Origin of the sequence: Saccharophagus sp. K07, from assembly GCF_014336955.1 — a bacterium.
In the GTDB taxonomy this organism is placed as follows: Bacteria; Pseudomonadota; Gammaproteobacteria; order Pseudomonadales; family Cellvibrionaceae; genus UBA5868.
This window is the reverse complement of the sequence record NZ_QRAI01000001.1, coordinates 821,967-841,383: the sequence shown is the minus strand read 5'-3', so window position 1 is coordinate 841,383 and position 19,417 is coordinate 821,967. Positions and strand designations below refer to the sequence as shown.

General features: G+C 49.3%; 12 protein-coding genes. 3 read left to right on the top strand and 9 right to left on the bottom strand.

The window, feature by feature from the left end; genetic code table 11:
* Positions 1-171 precede the first annotated feature (171 nt).
* Together DWB84_RS03545 and DWB84_RS03540 are read right to left on the bottom strand one after the other, a co-directional pair.
* Positions 172-1,467, bottom strand: a complete 1,296-nt coding sequence (locus tag DWB84_RS03545; protein ID WP_187408359.1) for a DUF1552 domain-containing protein — start codon at positions 1,465-1,467, stop codon at positions 172-174.
* Positions 1,468-1,521: 54 nt separating this feature from the next.
* Entirely contained in the window at positions 1,522-4,209 is a 2,688-nt protein-coding gene (locus DWB84_RS03540; protein WP_187408358.1) for a DUF1592 domain-containing protein, read from the bottom strand.
* Between the two features lie 622 nt (positions 4,210-4,831).
* Between DWB84_RS03540 and gdhA the strand changes: the two genes are divergently transcribed.
* On the top strand, positions 4,832-6,181 hold the full coding sequence (gdhA, locus tag DWB84_RS03535) for an NADP-specific glutamate dehydrogenase (protein WP_187408357.1): 1,350 nt from the start codon (positions 4,832-4,834) through the stop codon (positions 6,179-6,181).
* A gap of 302 nt (positions 6,182-6,483) precedes the next feature.
* Here gdhA and DWB84_RS03530 read toward each other — a convergent pair whose 3' ends face one another.
* A complete protein-coding gene (locus tag DWB84_RS03530; protein WP_187408356.1) occupies positions 6,484-6,636 on the bottom strand; it encodes a hypothetical protein in 153 nt (50 codons plus the stop codon).
* Between the two features lie 208 nt (positions 6,637-6,844).
* Between DWB84_RS03530 and DWB84_RS03525 the strand changes: the two genes are divergently transcribed.
* Positions 6,845-7,258: a GreA/GreB family elongation factor gene (locus tag DWB84_RS03525; protein ID WP_187408355.1), complete on the top strand. Its 414-nt coding sequence runs from the start codon at positions 6,845-6,847 to the stop codon at positions 7,256-7,258.
* A 191-nt stretch (positions 7,259-7,449) separates the two neighbouring features.
* Here the strand turns inward: DWB84_RS03525 and DWB84_RS03520 are convergent, their stop codons facing one another.
* Positions 7,450-7,776, bottom strand: a complete 327-nt coding sequence (locus DWB84_RS03520) for a hypothetical protein (protein ID WP_187408354.1) — start codon at positions 7,774-7,776, stop codon at positions 7,450-7,452.
* A 94-nt stretch (positions 7,777-7,870) separates the two neighbouring features.
* On the opposite strand from DWB84_RS03520, the gene DWB84_RS03515 reads away from it, so the two are divergent.
* Positions 7,871-9,340 (top strand): hypothetical protein, encoded by a 1,470-nt coding sequence (locus tag DWB84_RS03515; RefSeq protein ID WP_187408353.1) that lies wholly within the window; start codon positions 7,871-7,873, stop codon positions 9,338-9,340.
* Between the two features lie 63 nt (positions 9,341-9,403).
* Here DWB84_RS03515 and DWB84_RS03510 read toward each other — a convergent pair whose 3' ends face one another.
* From DWB84_RS03510 to DWB84_RS03490, 5 genes are all read right to left on the bottom strand, one after another.
* Positions 9,404-11,662, bottom strand: a complete 2,259-nt coding sequence (locus tag DWB84_RS03510; protein ID WP_187408352.1) for a CotH kinase family protein — start codon at positions 11,660-11,662, stop codon at positions 9,404-9,406.
* Between the two features lie 303 nt (positions 11,663-11,965).
* Positions 11,966-12,775 carry a glycoside hydrolase family 11 protein gene (locus tag DWB84_RS03505; protein ID WP_187408351.1) on the bottom strand — a complete coding sequence of 270 codons (810 nt, stop codon included), beginning with the start codon at positions 12,773-12,775 and terminating at the stop codon, positions 11,966-11,968.
* Positions 12,776-13,029: 254 nt separating this feature from the next.
* A complete protein-coding gene (locus DWB84_RS03500) occupies positions 13,030-15,375 on the bottom strand; it encodes a hypothetical protein (protein WP_187408350.1) in 2,346 nt (781 codons plus the stop codon).
* 368 nt (positions 15,376-15,743) lie between these two features.
* Positions 15,744-17,744: a glycoside hydrolase family 9 protein gene (locus DWB84_RS03495; protein ID WP_187408349.1), complete on the bottom strand. Its 2,001-nt coding sequence runs from the start codon at positions 17,742-17,744 to the stop codon at positions 15,744-15,746.
* Positions 17,745-17,951: 207 nt separating this feature from the next.
* Entirely contained in the window at positions 17,952-19,247 is a 1,296-nt protein-coding gene (locus DWB84_RS03490) for a glycoside hydrolase family 11 protein (RefSeq protein ID WP_370589662.1), read from the bottom strand.
* Positions 19,248-19,417: the final 170 nt, after the last annotated feature.

Here is a 19,417-nt window from a genome sequence, read left to right as displayed (position 1 = left end):
CACCAACGTTTATAAACTTGGACGTCTCGTTAGAGATCCGGAAGGTATCACTCTCCACTCAGTTCGCCTAGAACCTCATTCGGCAAAGATTCCCACCCTTCTATCTCGGGCAGCAAAAAAAAGCCCCGCCAATGGCGAGGCTTTTTACTTCTATAGATGGATCTGCGTCTATCAGGTCAAGCCGACATCGCCGCCGGTTGCACCACCCAAGTGCAATCCTTTCGGATCTATACCCAGACCTTTTGCAACTTCCGCATGGAAGTCTCTTGAAGTCGAGGCTGTGCCTTTGGATGAAAAACCGGATTTGAATCCAGGCATCTTGGTTGCCAACAAGAAAGGCGCATCCGTCGATGCGTGTGACAAGCCGTTACCGAAGCAAGTCACCTGACAGAACGCCGTGCTATTGATCAGTGGTTGACCATCAGAGTCCAAGGTATCCATCAATTTCTTGATGAAATACGCAGGTACCTCGAATTTCTCGCGCATCATTGGGTTCCACACGGAAGCACCACCAGAGTGAGCCGCGCTGTGTCCGTCAAAACCGCGATAGGTCCAGCCACCGCCGTTGTGGTTACCGATCTGCAGCACCGCAACTCGGGTCAAGTCGCACTGGAATGCAGCGACGATGATGTCCGCCTGCAATTTGGAGTGCTCCACCATTCCCGCATTGGTTGAATCATCGTAAGTGCCAGGAATAGTTGGTTTGCAAGCGTTGAGGTCCGGCGCCGCAGCGTTCGCCAAATCCGCAATACGAGCCTCGATTTTTTCGATCGCGGTCAAGTGCTTCGCCAAACGATCATGCTCTTCAGTGCTGAGCTTTTTCTTGATGCTGTCGATTGCGCGTTTTTGCGCTTCAAAAGACAACTTATAGGTGTCGTCTTTGCCAACTTCCGGCAGAGCACCAAAATAGCGGCCCAACGCTTGTTTGGGATCCTCAATCGGCAAACCACCTTTACTGATGATCATGCCGGGACCAGAGCCCGCATCTGCGGCATTGGAGCCAAGGAAGATAGTGGTGTAGTAACTACGCGGTCCCAAAATAGGTCCGAGATCTACGTCCACGGTATTGCGGGTGTAGTCGCCCCCCAGCGCCTGCCGAGCACCACCGTGCCCCGCAACCTCGGTATCAACACCGCGGAAGTGGCAGATCTGCGCAACGTTGTAGCTGCCAGGACCATAGTGGAAAGAAGACGCCGAGCTGGAGATGTTGGAAGCAGAAGATGGACGCCAGTCTTCAGGCGAGCCACTGTGAATGTAGCAATAGACTACGCGCTTTGGCGTTTCCTGCGCATGCGCATATCGTGCGGTCATGATACCGCCCAGCAGGCTGGAAAAACGCAAGGTGGATGAAGCGATACCGGATTTGGCAACAAGATCGAGAAACTTGCGACGGGATCTTTGCACATCTTTGCGCTGAGCTTCTGCAACTTTCTGATCGGGTTCTTTCATTTTCTTTATATCTGTCATGGTCGTATAACCTGTTTTGGCTACGCGGCGGTTTATGTCCCGCCGCGAAACTTATTATTTACGGAATCGGAAAGAGTCAGACATAACAACGGCTTTCAGCACGTCGCGCGGGCTCTTGTTTTTAGCGTAGGCAGCTTCAAGTTCCTGCTTAACACAGGCAAATTCAGCCGCTTGTGCATTGCTGATACCGTAATATCCATTCTCTGCAGGATCCAACAGAACCTTGTTCAGCGTGTATCCAAGAGCATAACGAGTTGTCTTCTCGATCAAGCAAGCAGATACGCCAGGCAAATCGTTGTCCACAACCAGGCGGCTGAGCTCTTTCGCACCGGAGAATCTCAAGCCATCACCAGAAGCTTTGGCGGCATCCGCTTTCGCACCAGACAGGGTTCCCACTGCATCATAGCCATACAGATAGCCTTCGCTGACCTGGGTGATTTCCAAGTTGCGCACACCTTGTGGCACTGGAACACCATTGATCGCGATCAGACCGTCCTGTACCACCTTACCGTTAACACGAGGACGCAGACGGCCTACGTTGTCGAAGTCATCAATGCCGAACAAGGGGTTGATGATGGCGTTATGGCATGCGGCACAAGAAGAACCTGGAATATTGGTTTGCTTGTCATACCAGTCCGCAGTGGTGATATCGCCTGCTTGTAAGCGAGCTTCCAACATCTTGGCAGCGGCGGCACGCTCTTCAGAGTCTTCCAAGTTGGTTGGCAGCGGAATCGCTTGACACAACACGTCCTGACGGAAGTGAGCTGAACGCTGAATCGGAGAGGTGTAATCCATATGTGCGTTGTATGCCATGTAAGCACCGGACGCGATCACACCACCACGAGGAGTGCCAGTGGTATCGACATAACGGAAGTCACCGTGAGAGGAACCGCCACCAGGCAACTTGTAGAAATCTGACAAGGTCTTGTCGAGATAGGTAAAGTCACCGCGGTACATGCTCGGGAAGTCGCCGTTGTAGAACACGTGTTTAAAGATCTCGCGAATCTCTTGCATCATGGATTGACGCACTTCAGGAGTGAACTCGGCTACGTTACGAGTCTTCTCAGTCAGACCATCTGTGCTGAACCATTTACCGCCGAGGCGCTCGATGTGTTTCTTACCGAGCGGAGAATCGATCAAGGCATCGACGTGAGCTTCGCGTTTAGCAAGATCAACCAGCTCACCTGCCACCGCTGCATCCAACAGAGCTTTGGAAGGACCAGAACCGGTCAATGCAAAAGAGAGTGCGGATGCGTATTCATAAGGATCCAACGCATAAGCGTTCTGATCCGCTGCACGCAACTTGGTGACATCGTCTTGTACCGGCTTGGCTTCACCCTGAACACCGATGCTCAAAGTGGCAACTTCGATCGGCGGCATCAGGTAGTCGTTGCCAGCGTAGTTGGCGTCATTCAGGAAGTAGATCGGACCATTCGGAACTTTGTCGACCACTATGTAGTAAGTGCGATAACCACTGTGGTTAACAGTGATGCGCTGCAGAACGCCGCCATCGCCGTAACCTGCACCAATAGTCAGAACCGGCCAGCGATCGAATTCACTCTTCGCACCTTTGACGCTGATAGCAATCAGGTCTTTGCCTGTCCAGCGATAGGAGTAAGTTCCGGAGTTATCAACGCTAATGCGGTTATAGCGCTCGATTTTCAGGTTTCTGAAAGTCGTAGGCGTACCTTGGAATTCATACTTGGTGCCAGGCGCGACAACTGGATTGGCCAGCAGATCGGAAACCTTGGTTCCCAATTCTGAGCGGTACAGGAAGTTAGGCGACATCAACACTGTGCGGATCGCCCACTTCAAGCCATCTTCCAGGCTAGGAGCTTCAGTGAAAATCAGGTTGATATCAGCCTGCTCCACCTCGGTCAACGCACGTCGATACGCTACGTACGCGAATTCATTAATGAAATCCGTGGCGCACTGGATAGGGTCGTCACAAGAGAACGGCAACGCATTGGAAGAGATTGCCCAGTCAGCAATTTCTACTGCGTTGTCATAGAAGTTGTTAACGCGAGTTTCGTTGAGCGTTTCACTCACGTGGTTTGGCAAACGCGCAATGGTAACGTCGAGACCAAACTTAGCCGGAGAGGAATAGTCGTCTGGTAACGGGAGGGTGAACAGCTGGCTCAAAGAGTTGTGATATTCGTAAGAACTCAGGATATGGAGCGTGCGTTTGCCGTAATGAATGGCATTAGGATTGGTACACGCGATGACTCCAGCAGTTGGTCCCTTAACACCATCTTTCAGTGACCAAATGTAAGTGGCGGTATCCAAGGCACACTGAGCGTCACAGCCTGCGGCTGGCCCCATGTACTGTTGGATAAACGCTGCCAAGCCATCTCGAGAAGCGCCGTTGTAAGACGGATAAATCGAGGGTGAACCCAGGTCATCAGGGTCAATTTTGTAGACACCTGTATCTCCGGATATGCCGTCGTTGGTTCCAAAATAACCGTCGTCGTTATCGTCTTTGTGACAGGTGGTGCAGCGAGCGGCGAAAGTCGCCTTGCCTCTCACGGCGTCACCGCTCGACATCCCACCATTCGATGAACTGCTTGATGATGAACTACTGCTTGAAGAAGTGCTGCTGGACGACGAACTGCTACTTGAAGAACTGCTGCTTGACGAGCTGCTGCTCGATGAACTGCTGGTGACGTCGCCGGATGAGGTCTCGTCGTCCCCACACGCTGCCAACATCAAACTCAGCATTCCTATGACTAGTATCTTACGCATTATCGTTATTGCTCCCCGTTTGGCGCTCGCTACATGCCCTATATATGCACACGCAGCTTAGGTTGGAATGTTCCGATGACCGATTCTAAGTAAATAGCGCCAAGGAGACCGTGATAAGGTTCGCACCTACATCGACTTATAGTCATTTTTTCTCTTCCAAAGAAGACTTCTATCGCAAGTTATAAAAATCCACGCACCAAATCAGATCATCGATTGTTTCACTGAATACAATTTCACGCGCCATATGCACCATTACGCACCGTTTATCGCCACTTTTGCGCCATTTAAGATCGCTTAACGAAAATTTCATGTTATGATGTGGTGATGATTATGACCCCGACTCACATAAGCCTCTTCCTGCCGGTCCCGCGACGGCTGCACACCGTTGCTATCGCCTTTCATAATTAAGGGCGGTTAAAAAGGCCTGGTCTCTTTTTAGCCGCCCATTCGGCGGTGGCAAAAGGACAGTCTTCACCTCCGACTCAGCAAATTCTCTCGATGGACCAACCTTGAATTTAGTGGCGAGCCGATCTGTTGCTTTGAGGCCTTATGTTTCGGAAACCCACGCAGGCAACTGCGATTAACAGGACATCACAACTGCACCAATGAGGTATTTACCGAAATGAATGGGACTATCAAAGCGCGCATCGAATCCATTTTCGATCAGGTCATCAAACGCAACCCGGGGGAACCAGAATTCCACCAAGCCGTTAGGGAAGTGATCGAAACGCTGGGGCCCGTGTTGGAAAAGCATCCCGAATACGCCGAGTACAAGATCATCGAGCGCATTTGCGAACCGGAACGACAAATCATCTTCCGCGTGCCCTGGCAAGACGACAAAGGAGAGGTCCAAATCAACCGCGGCTTCCGCGTTGGCTTTAATAGCGCTTTGGGTCCCTACAAGGGCGGTCTCCGTTTCCACCCATCGGTAACTCTGGGCACCATCAAATTCCTGGGCTTTGAACAAACCTTCAAAAATGCTCTGTCCGGCATGCCGATCGGCGGCGCCAAGGGCGGTTCGGATTTCGACCCGAAAAACAAGAGCGAAGGCGAAGTCATGCGTTTTTGCCAGAGTTTCATGACAGAACTCTATCGCCATATCGGTGAACTCACCGACGTACCCGCAGGCGACATAGGCGTGGGCACGCGCGAAATCGGCTTCTTGTTCGGTCAATACAAGCGCATCACCAACCGCTATGAATCCGGCGTCATTACCGGCAAAAGCCCAGCTTGGGGCGGTGCTTTGGTACGTAAAGAAGCAACCGGGTACGGCGCGGTCTACTTTGCGCGCGAAATGTTGAAAGTTCGCGGCATTGATATGGAAGGCAAAACCGCAGTAGTCTCTGGATCCGGTAACGTTGCCATCTATGCCATTGAAAAACTGCAAGAGTACGGCGTGAAAGTTGTCGCGTGCTCTGACTCAGCCGGCTTCATCTACGATCCTAACGGCCTGAACCTCGACACCATCAAGCAGATCAAGGAAGTTGAGCGCGGTCGCATCAGCGCTTACCAAGCGATTCACAGAGACTCCACCTACACAGCTGGCGGCAATATCTGGAATGTCCCCTGTGACATCGCCCTGCCCTGCGCGACCCAAAACGAGCTGGACGAAGAATCCGCACGCACTCTGGTCGCCAACGGCTGTATCGCTGTGAGCGAAGGCGCCAACATGCCTACCACTCCTGGCGGCATTAAAGTGTTCCAGGATGCCGGCATTTCTTATGGTCCCGGCAAAGCCGCTAACGCAGGTGGTGTTGCAACTTCAGCTCTTGAAATGCAACAAAATGCCAGCCGAGACGCCTGGACTTTTGAATACACTGACCAAAAACTCCAGACCATCATGAGAGATATTCACCGCGACTGTTACGAAACAGCCAAAGAATATGGCATGGCCAACAACTACGTTGCCGGTGCCAATATCGTAGGCCTCAAGCGTGTAGCGGTTGCAATGCTCGCATTCGGCATTATTTAATTTCCTTTTTCCGCTGGACCCAAATTCGGTCCAGCGGATTTCATATTTCCCCTCATAAAAAATCCTTTTTTCACAATATTTCCCCCCAAAACCTCCCAACCTTCAAAAAAAAGAAATTCCGTTTTTTTGCAATTCGCAATATCCAATCGTATATTTGACTTTAATATTTGCTTGGGTATGATGACATTTACTCCCAATTTTCCGAACCAGACATGATTAGAGATAGTCATTTGTTTATCTGGAGAAAGTCTCCCGCCTGTCCCGCCTAAACCGGGCGCGCTGCTTGCGCTCGGCTAATTTCCTCATTTGCTCGCCTCCTGGAAAACCAGGCTGATGCTGAGCTCAAAATCCTGACTTAGCGTCATTTTTAAGTCGGCGAGTGAAACATCAAAGATTCGCAGCTCTGCTGCATCGCCCAGGAAAATTGCAGTCGCGATTTTTCTGGAAATTTTCACTCAGGAGGAAACTTTATGAGTAAAGAAAAAGCCAAGAAACCACCACAAAAATCTCTTAAAGAAAAGCGCAAGGAAAAAAGGGAGAAGAAAAACGGGAAGGACTGATAACAAATGCCCAGCTAATACAACGGGCAGCGCAAAAGGATTGGTCAAATTTACAACAGGTCAGTGGCGGTTGATCCGCCACTTTTTTATTTGGTAAGAAATCATGTTCGAATCGAGCACCAGAATTACTTTGCTCTGCAAAACCGATTATAAAAAACTCACCCGAGTAAGATCCCAGCTTAACGGAAATGCGCAGGGTTACGGTAAGGCCTATCCCAAGCTCGATACTGCAAAAGTTATCGATGATCATCTATTTCCGGATGACATCGCCAGGATTGGGGCAATCGTTAGTCTGAAAGACATGGGCACCGGCTCTGTTACAAGGCTTTTATTGAGCGACAATCCCAAGAAGCAACCCACTGGAGATGACAAACTACAGGTCGTTTCCGTGACATCATCCCTGGGGATCGCCCTGCTAGGGAGCCGAATCGGCGACCACATAAAATGGACCCTGCCCAATGGACATGTCCGATACTTGCGAGTTTTTGAACTAACAACTCAAACCGTCGCTTGTTGACTGGCCGGGAATAGGTTATCGATTTTCAATAACTTAACCAAATAACCTTCTCCAGGATTTCAAGGTTGCTCTTCCCTTACCTCTTATTAAGGCATGGATGGGACTTTTTGCCGGGGTGCAATACCCCGCAACTCAAAAAATACCTGCCGCAAGCTTGAAGAACCGCCATTTGCTGCATAAGCTTTTTTTGATTAAAGTTGCGGCGGTTTGCTCATTTTCCGCATGAAGTGATTCGTAAGAAGAGCGAACCGATCACAATAATGAAGGCGGGTCGCACGGGACTCGCTAAGTACCAGCTCTGTTATCGCAAAAGGAATCATCATGGAATTTGTTAATCCTTCGCCTAAACTTCGGTGGGCGGCACCTTCGTTGGTTTTCGCTTGTTTTATCGGTCTAGTGGGCTGTTCGAGTTCTGACAATAATCGCTCAGGACCAACTAAAATAGGCACACTTACTCCCTCTTCTCCTTCGTCTAGCTCCAGCTCGTCGGCCAGTTCGTCTAGCGGAACGACCGTCACCAGCCCTCTTCGAGACGCACAAGGAAACCCGGTTTTTGTTGAAGCCAATATTGTTAACCAACCACTAGAACCTCACGCTTCAACAGCCGTTCATTTGAACTTCACCAACCGCAATGGCAATACGGTCCAACCAGTAGGAACCGGGTGGAAAGCCACATCTGAATGTATACGAGACGGTTTAGCCGAGATTGTTGGCCCCATTACCAACGAAAATCAGATCAGCTTTTCCTACACCACATTTGGATGCGTCGGTAGCGATGTTGTCACCTTCACTACGCCCGATTTCCCATCGTTCTCCTACTCTTCTGAGATCTTCATCGAAGATAAGGTTTCCTTTATTTCATGGGAATCAACCGAACCTGGAAATATCGCAATTGCAGGCAGCGGCGGCCCTGAAAGATCGACGATCACATTCCGACTGAATGGCATTTACGGTTCTTCCGTTGCCGGACAGCGCGTAACCTTCCGCATTGAAGGTCTTGCAGGCGATACAATTCGTCTCGTTGAAACAACCGGCATTTCCGGGAGTGACGGCCTTGTACGCGCTCACGTATTGTCTGGCTCTATGCCCAACGTTGTTACGGTTGTAGCACGCCATGAAGAAAGTGGTGCCGAAGCGCTGTCAGGAGGGCTTGTGATATCCACTGGATTGCCATCTGCCAATCACTTCCATATTGGCCTGGACAAAAATAGCCTCAACGCCTGGAATAAATTGAACACCCCCGAAGCATCTGTAACCGTGGTCGCGACAGACCGCGTGGGCAACCCGGTCGTGGATGGCACAGCTATTAACTTCGTTAGCATCGACGGCGGCTATGTCACACCATCTTGTACAACGGAGAACGGCACCTGCTCTGTTCAATGGAAGCCCGACGGCAGAGAACCCGCCAACGGTCGCGCGCGTATTTTCGCTACAGTAAAAGGCACCGAAGATTTTATCGATAGAAATGGCAACAATATCTTTGATGATGGCGACACTTTCGATGCAACGCACGATCTAGGCGAGCCCTTCTTAAGTCGTGACTATTCAGAGAACTATCAGCCCGACGATTACTTTATCGATACCAATCGCAACAAGGTTCGCGATGATGGGGATGGCCTTTGGAATGGCTTGAACTGCCAACACACCAGCTTGTGTTCACCAGACGTGAAGTATGTTGACTTGGCCGCGATTACGCAGTTGTTTATCTCTCAAGGCAACAATCCGACAATTTGCTCCACCGGAACTTTCGCTTCACCCGTGGTTGTTCCAATTAACTCAACCAGGAGTTTGACCGGGTTGTATTTATCAGACGGCAATATTAATGCAGAAAATCAAGCACCAGCCGGCTGTGCTATTGGCAACCCACTTCCGTCAGGAACGCAAATCTCCTTTAGTACTACTGCGGGAACTCTGGAAGGCATAACCTCGTGGACAGTGGAAGATATTGTTGGTGCGCCTACTGGCCCCTACGGCGTAACTTTGAAAGGAGGCTCTACCGCAACTACTGGCACTCTCACTTTGAGAGTATCTGTTCCGGATGAACAAGTACGTGAGTTCTATTGGGACGTAACCATCCAATAATCCGGCAGTTCTCTCTTCTAAATAAAAAACCCGGCCTAGGCCGGGTTTTTGGTTTTTACGCGATTACTCCGCCACAAAAACCGGCGTCAGATTCAAATCTTCAACCAAGGACACGCTGAGCGTTCTGTCTGCTGAAGTTATATCCCCTTCCCAATGAGAGAAGCGATAACCCGCTTTGGGAACAGCGGTTACCGTTATAGGAACTTCCGCAAAATATTGCCCACTCCAACTCTCCTGCGCGACTGCAACAGAATTGACCTGGACACTGCCCATCGCCGTATTGAGAGCTGTTACGGACAGATTATGAGGATCAGACAACCCAAAATATTGGCGCAGGTGCTGCCACACATAATTCGGTCTGGCGTTGCCATAGGTGATCAGGCTTTGAATTTCGCTTTCCCAATTCCAGGTACTGCGCTGACCTCCCCAGCGAGCTTTTTGCAGTGGGATTTCCGTGCGGATTTCGTCTGCCAGACGCTCTACAACAGCTGCTACATTCGAGGGTAGGAAACGAGTATTTAATTGGTCCGCAAAATAATTGATGAATTGCTGCCGGAATTGTGGATTCTGCAGCAGGCGACGTAGCAACAAGGTCGACCAGGGCGGATTATTTACATTAGCGCCCATGGCGTTCGCAGCTGTCGCGTAAGCCAGGGAATTTTTCTGCACATTGCGTTCGTACAGACCGAAACCAAAATCGGTGTCGTACAAAATCCAACGCCATTTGGTTTTCGGAGTTTTCCAATACTTGATGTTCCTTACCGGCCAGTCGTCGTTGGCGATAAATATTTGCACAACCTGATAGGCGATAAAGTTTTCGATATCAACTTGCTCTGCAACTGTAGAGTAGAACTCAGGCAACTCTGGATCCGTTTTCGACACATAATCGATTAACGCCAAATACTCTTCGTTGGAGCCTTCGACAACTTCTGCATTCGCCTCCAAGATGGTGACATCTTTTTTCTTGACATCATGTTTAGAGTTTAAGAAAGCTTCGTTGACTTTTTCGCGCAGGTTATGCAAGCCCCAGTACTCGCCATTTAAATAAACCGCGACAGCGCGTCCCGCTTGATAATCGAGGCCACTTCCCTCCATCAAGGTGGTGAATGCGCGATCCCGCAGCATAGTACGCATCCAATCGTTGCCCGATGCGCGCAACACTAAATGTTCGAATTTTTTGTAGCTCAGCTGGGGGAAAAAGCGATAGTCAAATTTGTCCACGCCATAGCGACTGCGCGCATATATAGCCAAGGCTTTTTGCGCAAATGATCGTGTGTATCCACCAAAGATCTGCACACCGGCGCTGAATTCTGTTCCCAGAGCACCATCCGGCTCGTAAAACGCAAAGTGAATTTCCCGCTCCCAATCCTGCCAGAAGTTAGCTCCATAGTTGGGTGGCATAGGCTCGTATTTTGGACCGAGTACATAGATGCCGTACTCCGTATCAAAAAAATCCAATGGATCCGCTTCCAAAGTAACCACCGGAATATCGTGTCGGGCACCAACCAGGAAGGTGCGCGATTGCACAACCGAGGGAATATAACCATCGGCAAAAATACGCGCGCGAATCGCGGTATTTTTTGTCAGAAAAATTGCGCCCTGATAAACCGGTGAATTCTCATTGGGCACACTGCCATCGAGCGTGTAACGAATGGTTTGATTGGCCTCAGCGCCATTTAGCATCACCATTGAGGCTTCCGTTATTCCACCTTTATCGGAAAACTCCACCAAACCATTAAGAACGCCGCGATACTCGCGCGCGCTATTGGCCGCACCGGGCGTCGGCTGATCGTAATAAACCGTCGACTTGCTCACCTCAGACAGACCAACGGAGGTGCCTGTGCGCAATCCTTCAATGTGCAGAAATTGCTTGAGGGTTCCGTTTTCAAACAGGTACAGGGTTTCGCCAGAGGAAGAGATTTTGAAGTTGGCGTGTAAAGGTCGACCAGGCTCAGATCGGTCCTTATCCGAAGCCCACACCACCAGATAGCCGCCCGCGTCCAAAGTGATATCGGGGAACTGCCATTTTTGCGGTTCAAGCTCGTCATCGGACACACTCCAACCCGCCAACCGGACTGGGTTGTTGCTGTGGTTATGTATCTCAAACCAGTCTTCGCTGTCCCCATCCTCGTCTTTGAATTCCGAATTCGACGAAACCGCTTCATTCAGAATCAGGCCAACGCAGGAGGAGCACGTAAAACCTGAGGAGCTGGAGCTGCTGCTCGAAGAGCTGGAACTGCTGGATGAACTAGCACCGCCTGATGAAGGCTCATCGCCCTCACTACCGCAGGCAGCCAAGTTAAAAATTAGATAAAAGGCCAAGAGCCAGTGGCTTCTTGTCCGACAAAACCTTGCTACTCCGATCATGGTTAAACCCACTTTTTGTTGTCATTTCATATGACCATTGATGTTACAAAATCTCAGGGTGTGCAGGCGCTAACAATTAACCGATTTGTGACAATGATTTCAAAGAAACTAATGTGACGCAGTCAAAAAGACGGAGATTTGACGGTGATTAAGTAGCAAATCACCAGGAAAGGGGCGCAGGACAAGGGAATATTGGGTAAAAATGACCAGAAAAAAGTGCGAGCAAGGGAGTGGTGGTTGACCACTCCCATGGGCGTGTTAGCGAGGTGTCGCGTCCCAGACTCGTCCGGATGCAGTACCGTCCTTAGGCGGATTAAATACCTCGACGGCCATAACCTGATAGGTCGGGTCGTCGCTAGCGTCGAAGTTGTTCATATTCGGAAGAATCCAACCCGTATCGGCCCAGGCTTTCACATGGTCGGCGAAGATGATTTTGTGATCCTGACCAAGAGGTCTTTGTTGCGTCGGCTTGCTCCAGTATTGGTAAAAGGTCGTGGGGCCGTTGATCGAGGGTTTTACCTCACGCACAGACCTGTAGGTGGAATACTCGACCCCGTCGCTGACAAAGGTTTTGCCATAGACACCGTCTTTACTTGGGTCATAGGTCCAGCGCTGGAGAATGTAGTACTCCACCAGATGCGCGGGATCTGATGTTGGCATGGCTTTGTCGTATCCCCAGCCGTACAGGGTGATATAGCTCGCCCCACTATCCTCCTCGAAGCGATAGCCAATAACGCGGTTTTTATCGCCGTAGTGCCAACCTGGCCCACCGACATAGTTGTAACCACCACCCTGCCAGCTGACGCTAAAGGCACCAGTCGCATCTAGGCTCAAAGAAGCCGCACCGGCATCCTTCCAATGGGTAAAGAAGAATTTGCCAACATGGCCAGTCGCATGGTTTTGGGTGATCAGCGCTTTTTCCGGAAATACCTGGGTGTAAGCCTGGAATTTCTCGATACCGGGGACAACTGCTGCTTGAGCGTCAACCGACTTTTGCGCAGACACGCAACTCACCAGGCTACACGCCGTCATTAATATTGCTGCTTTAAAACCAGAATGGATTCTCATAGTGATCCTCTAACCGTCATGCCGGACTACAGGCATGCTGTGATGCACAATTGTTATAAATTTCAAGCCCATCAGCGGAGCTTATTATCCTTTTTCGTATATTTCGTCCGCTTTTGAGTATAGAACCACTTTGCGAAGTGTGCGTTTAATAAGACACGGAGGATTGGAGCGAGATTTGAGGATAGATGTGATGCAGAAAGGCCAGTCATTTGGTCCAATGACTAGCCCTTTTTGCTTATTTGCCGGAATTTTTCTTATTTGGAGGAATATAGGTACATTGTTCCTGTCTCACGGCCTGGCTGTTTTACAAAAGATGAAAAGAGTTTTCCATCGCCGGTAAATGTTCGCCAATCGGCTGCAAAATAATGAAACCAGTCGATTTTATGTTCGGCGATAAGTTCAAGATTCGCTGTAAACAAAGATAATACCCTTTCATCTTCATCGGTCGTGCGAAATCGATCAACCTGCACCGCTATAACGCCTCTACCACTTACATCAGCCCAGGGATATCCCTCGATATCATTGAAATGGAGATGCATTCTTCCCGAGGTCTCAAGCGTATAGTCAAGCTCGTTTGCAAGACGAAAGGATGTGACCGTTTTTTCAGTCTCTTCCATATTCGCCGTAACGAGAACCATCCAATCCTCATTCGTAGACAAATTAAGCGAATTGGTGCGCATATCCATTTCGAGACTGCCTAATGACGTTCTCGCCAGTTCGTTGGTCAAATAGCTGTAGGTGTATTTTGAATAAAAAATTCCACCGGGAGTATATGAACTCGGCGTCAGGAAATATTCACCGGTTTTACTGTATTTATAGGGATGATAATCGCCGCTGTATAAAATCAGCGAACCAGAATCCGCATCAAACCAGCCACCACCATCGCTCACCATACTTTTGCCGTTAAATCGCGCGTAACGCAAAAAATCGGGTGATTGAGGTCCATCAATATTCACGATTGAGTAGTTGGCAAAATCATCCAAATGGATTTGGAGCAATTTCCCCCATCCTGTCCCCCAATCGTAGGACAAACCATATAAGGTTTTGCCATCATCACTTATGGTTAAAGCGCCAATTTTCTCCAGCTCTTCCACTACCACCGTTTCTTCAACTGATTTAGTGATGAAATTATATTTAGCGATACTGTTCGGGGAATCCGAGCGGCCGATGTATAACCAGGGACCCAATTTGTCTGCCACCGCGAATGCATCACTACTCCATTCACCATTTTCACCATAAGTGGCAGGCAATTCAGACTTGTAGTAACCCACATTAATTTGTGTTGCAACCACGCCATTTAGTTGTGGCTGCGCCACAGATATCGTGGCCTCATGATATCCAAATGGCAGATCCGTCGTCTCTAAACGATAAAAAATAAACTTTTCTGACACGTCATGGATGATCAACCAAGGCGCTGAGCTTGTTACCCCTTCAATATTATTGAGCGGTAGGTTTACGATGATTTTTCCGTCGTGGTTTTCCCAAGTATTGTAATCCGAATGGGCTATCGCCGAGGGTGCAGCCTGAATATAAAAGGGTTCAAAGGGAAAATTCACTTGGATTTCACGACTGAATGATGCACCAGGAATGTCGAATTCAACAGTGATCACCCCATTCATGTTTTCGGCTTCACCAGGAAAAACCTCATTACTGACATAAAACTCAATATCATTTTGACCGGTGACACCTTCCGCTGAAGTCAAACTAATCCATGGACTGGCTGTCGCTGTCCATGGAACGGCTACACCATTCTGGAAATTCAAGCTGAGCGCCACAGGCGACAAACTCTGTCCTTTATCATGATTCGGCAAATGGATCAGATCATTCAATTGCGAGAGTTCAGGCAACCGTAACTGATATGAAATCGTTTTGGATATGGATTCACCGGAACCCGCTGTGAAAGTAATGGTTTTTTCAGATGATCCTACCGGAGTCTCATCCGGATCGTGGGTGACCAGAACGGTTTCGGTTCCTTTTCCCGATTCAGGAGTAAAACGAACGCCTGGTGATGACGAACTGACCGACCAGGATTTCTCAAAAGTTCGTACAACAAAAGCTGAGTGACCACCGTCCCCCCAAATTCCGCTATAGACAGGGCTCGAGGCAAGCTGAATATCAAACCCATCCAGCTGGACAATTCTGACTTGCAAATCCTTGTACACATATTCGGTTCCATCCGCGCTGCCAGTGGCAAACCGGATAACGGTGGAGTAAGTTCCCAACTCCGGATATGACAGTCCCGGAGCTGCAGCAAGAGCCACGACAGCGGATTTGCCGGAATTACTGAGAATTTCTGCTGTTACCGGTTGATCATTAGAGTTGCCTGGCGGATAACCAACAACCAGACCATCGCCAACAAAATTCACCGATACCAATTTAGGTTCAGCTGTTCCTCCATAAGGCAATTCCAGAGTAATGCTTGATGCATTCAGCGCAACCGAATAATTGGATTTTGGTGGCTCGTTCCCGCTCCCGCCCCCGCTCCCACCACTGCTTCCGCCCGAGCTGTTGCTGTTGCCGCCGCTTCCACCACCGCTGCTACACGCGATTAGAGTCAAGAGTAGCCAAATTCCAAACAGAGTTTTATTAAATTTATACATAGTGTCCCATCAAAATTAATCAACGTAAGATGCGTATCCGTAAAGCAGACAACTCAGATCTAAAAGACCTACATTCATGACACTCGATGGATAAAACACCTCCAACGAGTAAAAACATCGTTTTTTATTATTTACCTTATGCCTTCACCAGGACTGCATAGAATTTCAGCCTAGGTGGCCGGGCAGCATAAGGCAAATGAGGTGTATGTACAGAAAAAGGAGACAAAAGGATTGCGGCAGCGCAGCAACTTTGGCAGGATCAGGAAAATTCCGCAGGAGAACACCCTATTCTCCTGCGGGAAAAAGCTAGCAATCTAAGCGAAAAGCCGGAGCGCTAATCGGAAATGCCAGAGCGTACTAATCGAGAGTTAGAAACGACAGCCGAAGCGGCGACACTGCACCGCAAACAGCAATGCGATCAAGCCAAACAGATGCAAGCGACTCAAAGCTCCTGCAGCAGGCTGTTCTGGCTGTGAAGGTTGTTCTGGTTGCGAAGGCTGCTCAGGCTCCGGCTGCTGTGGTTCTTGGGGTTCTGGCTCCTGGGGCAGCTCTCCTGCGAGGATCGCTGGCGCCACTTCTGTGGTGAAGTAAGCAACTGGCACCAGTGAGGCATTACCGTCGATGGAGATCTCTCTCGATGCCCATCCCGTCCCAGTTACAGCAAACATCTTCAAACCGGGCTGAGAACCAAATTCCGGCATCTCGGAATCATCGGCATTAGTCCAGTTATTGGGACCGAGCACCATTTTGCCGGGCCAAGTGTCTTTATCATCGGCACCGTCGTGGGTGCGCTCTATGGCATGTTCGAACTGTGAATAACCATTCGCAGTAAACATTGCAAGGCCAATGGGGTTAAGCCCGGAAATATGGTCCATTACTTTCAAGGCACCGCGAGCGTATTTAATGGCTGATTCGCTATCTCTGCGCGCACGGTGAATTTCCGCAACCGCCATTAAAATGCGCGCATCATTTAATGCCATGCGATGAGATCCCCAACGGACATTGTTGTCCACATGGTCTTGATCGCCGGTATTCCACTGAGAGGAATTTGGATCCCAGGTGACACCGGGATAACCGAGATTTTGAAAGCCCAAAATAGCGTTGGCTTTGTCCGTCAGTTTGGATTTTAAATTGGACAAATCAATGTCGTGCAGAGCTTCGTTGGTCAACAAAGACAAACTGCCTTCCGCTGCCACAGCTCCCCACCAGTAGGAACTTGCTTCATCAAAACGCGGATGACCGACGACTATGCTGCGATAGTGATTGGCATCATTACTGCGATTTAATTTTAAAGCCGCAAGATACAGCTCTACTGCTGCAGAGTATTCATCGTCTTCCGTATTGTTTTTGTGCGGGTAACAATTATCGCGATTCTTTTTCGGATCGCGCCACAAACTGTAGGGATCGTTATCCGGATAAAAACCGCCCTCACCGCCAAACGCATCCGCCTGATTACATTTCAGCGGATTATTGCGCGCGCCATTCCAGGCGCGTTGCGCCAATGAATAAGCTGACTCTGCATCACTTTGTGCATTGAATCTATGATGCACTCGCGCCATAGCAGCCATGGCTCGCGCAGTGGCAAATGTCGCCTTGGTTTCAGGTTCAGAAATACAAGTGCCGCTGCTGTGCGGCGAACAATCTGCCCAAAACGGATTGACATTGGTATGAAATTTCGGAATCGCCAAAGCGCCGCCGTGCGCCAGCACATAATGGAATTGTTCAGTCAGAATTTTCAGCTGATCGTAAACAGTGCGCGCGCCCGGCAAACCATTGGCGTAGTAATTATTTACGTTCGGATAGGTTTCCAACAAATTGATCAGCGCCCAGGATGCTTCTGCGGTATTTGTCGGATAAGCGCCATTGTCACCCGCATCTCGCACGTAACGAAATTGCAGCGAAAGTCCGGTCGCCCAGTTATTTTTGGCATTGGTAAATGTGGCACTGGTTTCGTGGTCGCGAAAATAATCAAAAAATTCGTACTTTATGCCACCGTAAGGATCCGGACTTATATCAAAAGGCAGAGATACATGCTGACCAACTTGTACGCGCAAGTTTCTTCCCTGCTGAGTACAGTCGGTAAAATCTATGACATAAAAACTGTCGCCAGAGCTTTTATCGTTGCTCACATAACGATTGGAAGACCCTGCGCAATTAGTGCCCTGAATTTGCCACTGAATCGTTCCGCGATTCGGGACCAGATAAAACGCCAACTTGCTCGCTTGCGGTAAATAGCCCGCATAATTAATGCGAAATGGTTCACTCATTTGCGTGCCATCATCAGCAGAATGGCTTAGCAAAGGTGCAGCCAGACAGGCAACCAGCGGGAAAAAACTATAGGCCCGCAGTCTGGATCTGAATATTTCCATCACAAGCTCCTTATTTATTGAGCGTGCAAGAGAGCCTTCTCAAATGCTATAACGAGCAGGCCACCATAAAACTACGTAGGTTATATGGCTTTTCGTTATAAATCCTGAAATAGCGCACAATAAAGAATTTGCAGCGACAACATGAAGCGCCGCAAAAGAAAAAGGGCGCCATTTGGGCGCCCTTTTAAATCCGCAATTTTTTTAGGATTATTGGCCAGTCGCGTCCCACACTCGTCCCGATGCAGTTCCACTGCTACCGGGGTTGAACACTTCGACCGCGATTACCTGATAGGTGGGGTCATCGCTCGCATCCAAATTATTCGTATTCGGCAGAACCCAACCTGTATCCGCCCATGCCTTCACGTGATCAGCAAATATGATTTTGTGATCCTGTCCAAATGCAGCTTGGCGAGTCGGCTTGCTCCAATATTGGTAGAAGGTCGAGCGGCCGTTGATCGAAGGCTGCTGGTTTCGTGTTGAGCGATAGGTGGAATACTCCACGCCATTACTCACGAAGGTTTTACCATAGGTTGCACCCTGGCTTGGGTCATAGGTCCAACGCTGCAAAATATAGTATTCAACCAAGTGAGCCGGGTTCGACTTGGGCATATCTTTGTCGTATCCCCAACCGTACAGAGCGATATAGCTTGCGCCGCTATCGCTCGCAAAACGGAAGCCGATCACACGATTCAAATCCCCATAGTGCCAACCAGGGCCACCGACGTAGTTATAACCACCGCCTTGCCAGCTGACACTAAAATCTCCGGTTGTATCCAGAGTTAAAGAAGTGGAACCGCCATCTTTCCAGTGGGTGAAGAAGAAATCTCCAACATGACCGGTAGCATGGTTTGACGTCATGACAGTTCTGCTGGTTTTCTTGCCGGTGTAGGCGGAAAACTTCGTCAGATCCGGAGTAGGAACAACGGTTGTATCCAATTTTCCATCAGCGGAAAAAATCGCAAACCCTGCGAGAGTCGGGTTTTCCACCCCTTTGATCATTTCAATCGTCACGCTGCGGTCATTAACCTGAATATCTCGGAAGGTTTCGGTGTAACCGACGTCGTGACCCACTTCGGAAAAGAGATCCAGATCACGGATTACGGTGTTGCCTTCAATTGCGACACTGAAACTACGTGCGTTTGCAGCGTTTTGATAAATTTCGGCAAAGTGCAGTTGTACTGTATATCGACCGTTTGCTGTCACGGGAATTTCATAACTGAAAGTTCCATAACGTTCTGTTTGGTACAAAGCCCCGCCCATGACGAAGTCTTGAGTACTATTGGGCGTACCACCGCGAGAATATTTATCCGCCTGATACTCCACCCCTTCAAAGGTTACGGCTGAATTACTACCTGCATTAATGGCAACTACCAACGGAAGCTCAGCTGCGCCAGAAGAGCTGGAACTTGAGCTGCTCGATGATGAGGAACTGGAACTACTGGACGATGAAGAACTGGAACTAGAGCTACTCGAGGATGAGCTGGAAGACGACGTGGGGCTCACGCCGCCGCTGCCACATCCTACGAGTGTAAGTAATGCGAGTGCTGGTATAAGAAATGAGAGCAGATTCCGCTTTTTGCTTGTCATAGGTTTTATTCCAAATATGCGTTCTGACCATAATCATATGATGATTGGGAGCCAAACCTTATCCCATTCTCCGGCAAAAAGTTGTG

Bases quoted from the DNA above. Each gene is read 5' to 3' on its own strand.
- DWB84_RS03525 (WP_187408355.1), top strand. From the start codon at position 6,845: ATGTTCGAATCGAGCACCAGAATTACTTTGCTCTGCAAAACCGATTAT.
- DWB84_RS03545 (WP_187408359.1), bottom strand. From the start codon at position 1,467: ATGACAGATATAAAGAAAATGAAAGAACCCGATCAGAAAGTTGCAGAA.
- gdhA (WP_187408357.1), top strand. From the start codon at position 4,832: ATGAATGGGACTATCAAAGCGCGCATCGAATCCATTTTCGATCAGGTC.
- DWB84_RS03500 (WP_187408350.1), bottom strand. From the start codon at position 15,375: ATGTATAAATTTAATAAAACTCTGTTTGGAATTTGGCTACTCTTGACT.
- DWB84_RS03540 (WP_187408358.1), bottom strand. From the start codon at position 4,209: ATGCGTAAGATACTAGTCATAGGAATGCTGAGTTTGATGTTGGCAGCG.
- DWB84_RS03505 (WP_187408351.1), bottom strand. From the start codon at position 12,775: ATGAGAATCCATTCTGGTTTTAAAGCAGCAATATTAATGACGGCGTGT.
- DWB84_RS03495 (WP_187408349.1), bottom strand. From the start codon at position 17,744: ATGGAAATATTCAGATCCAGACTGCGGGCCTATAGTTTTTTCCCGCTG.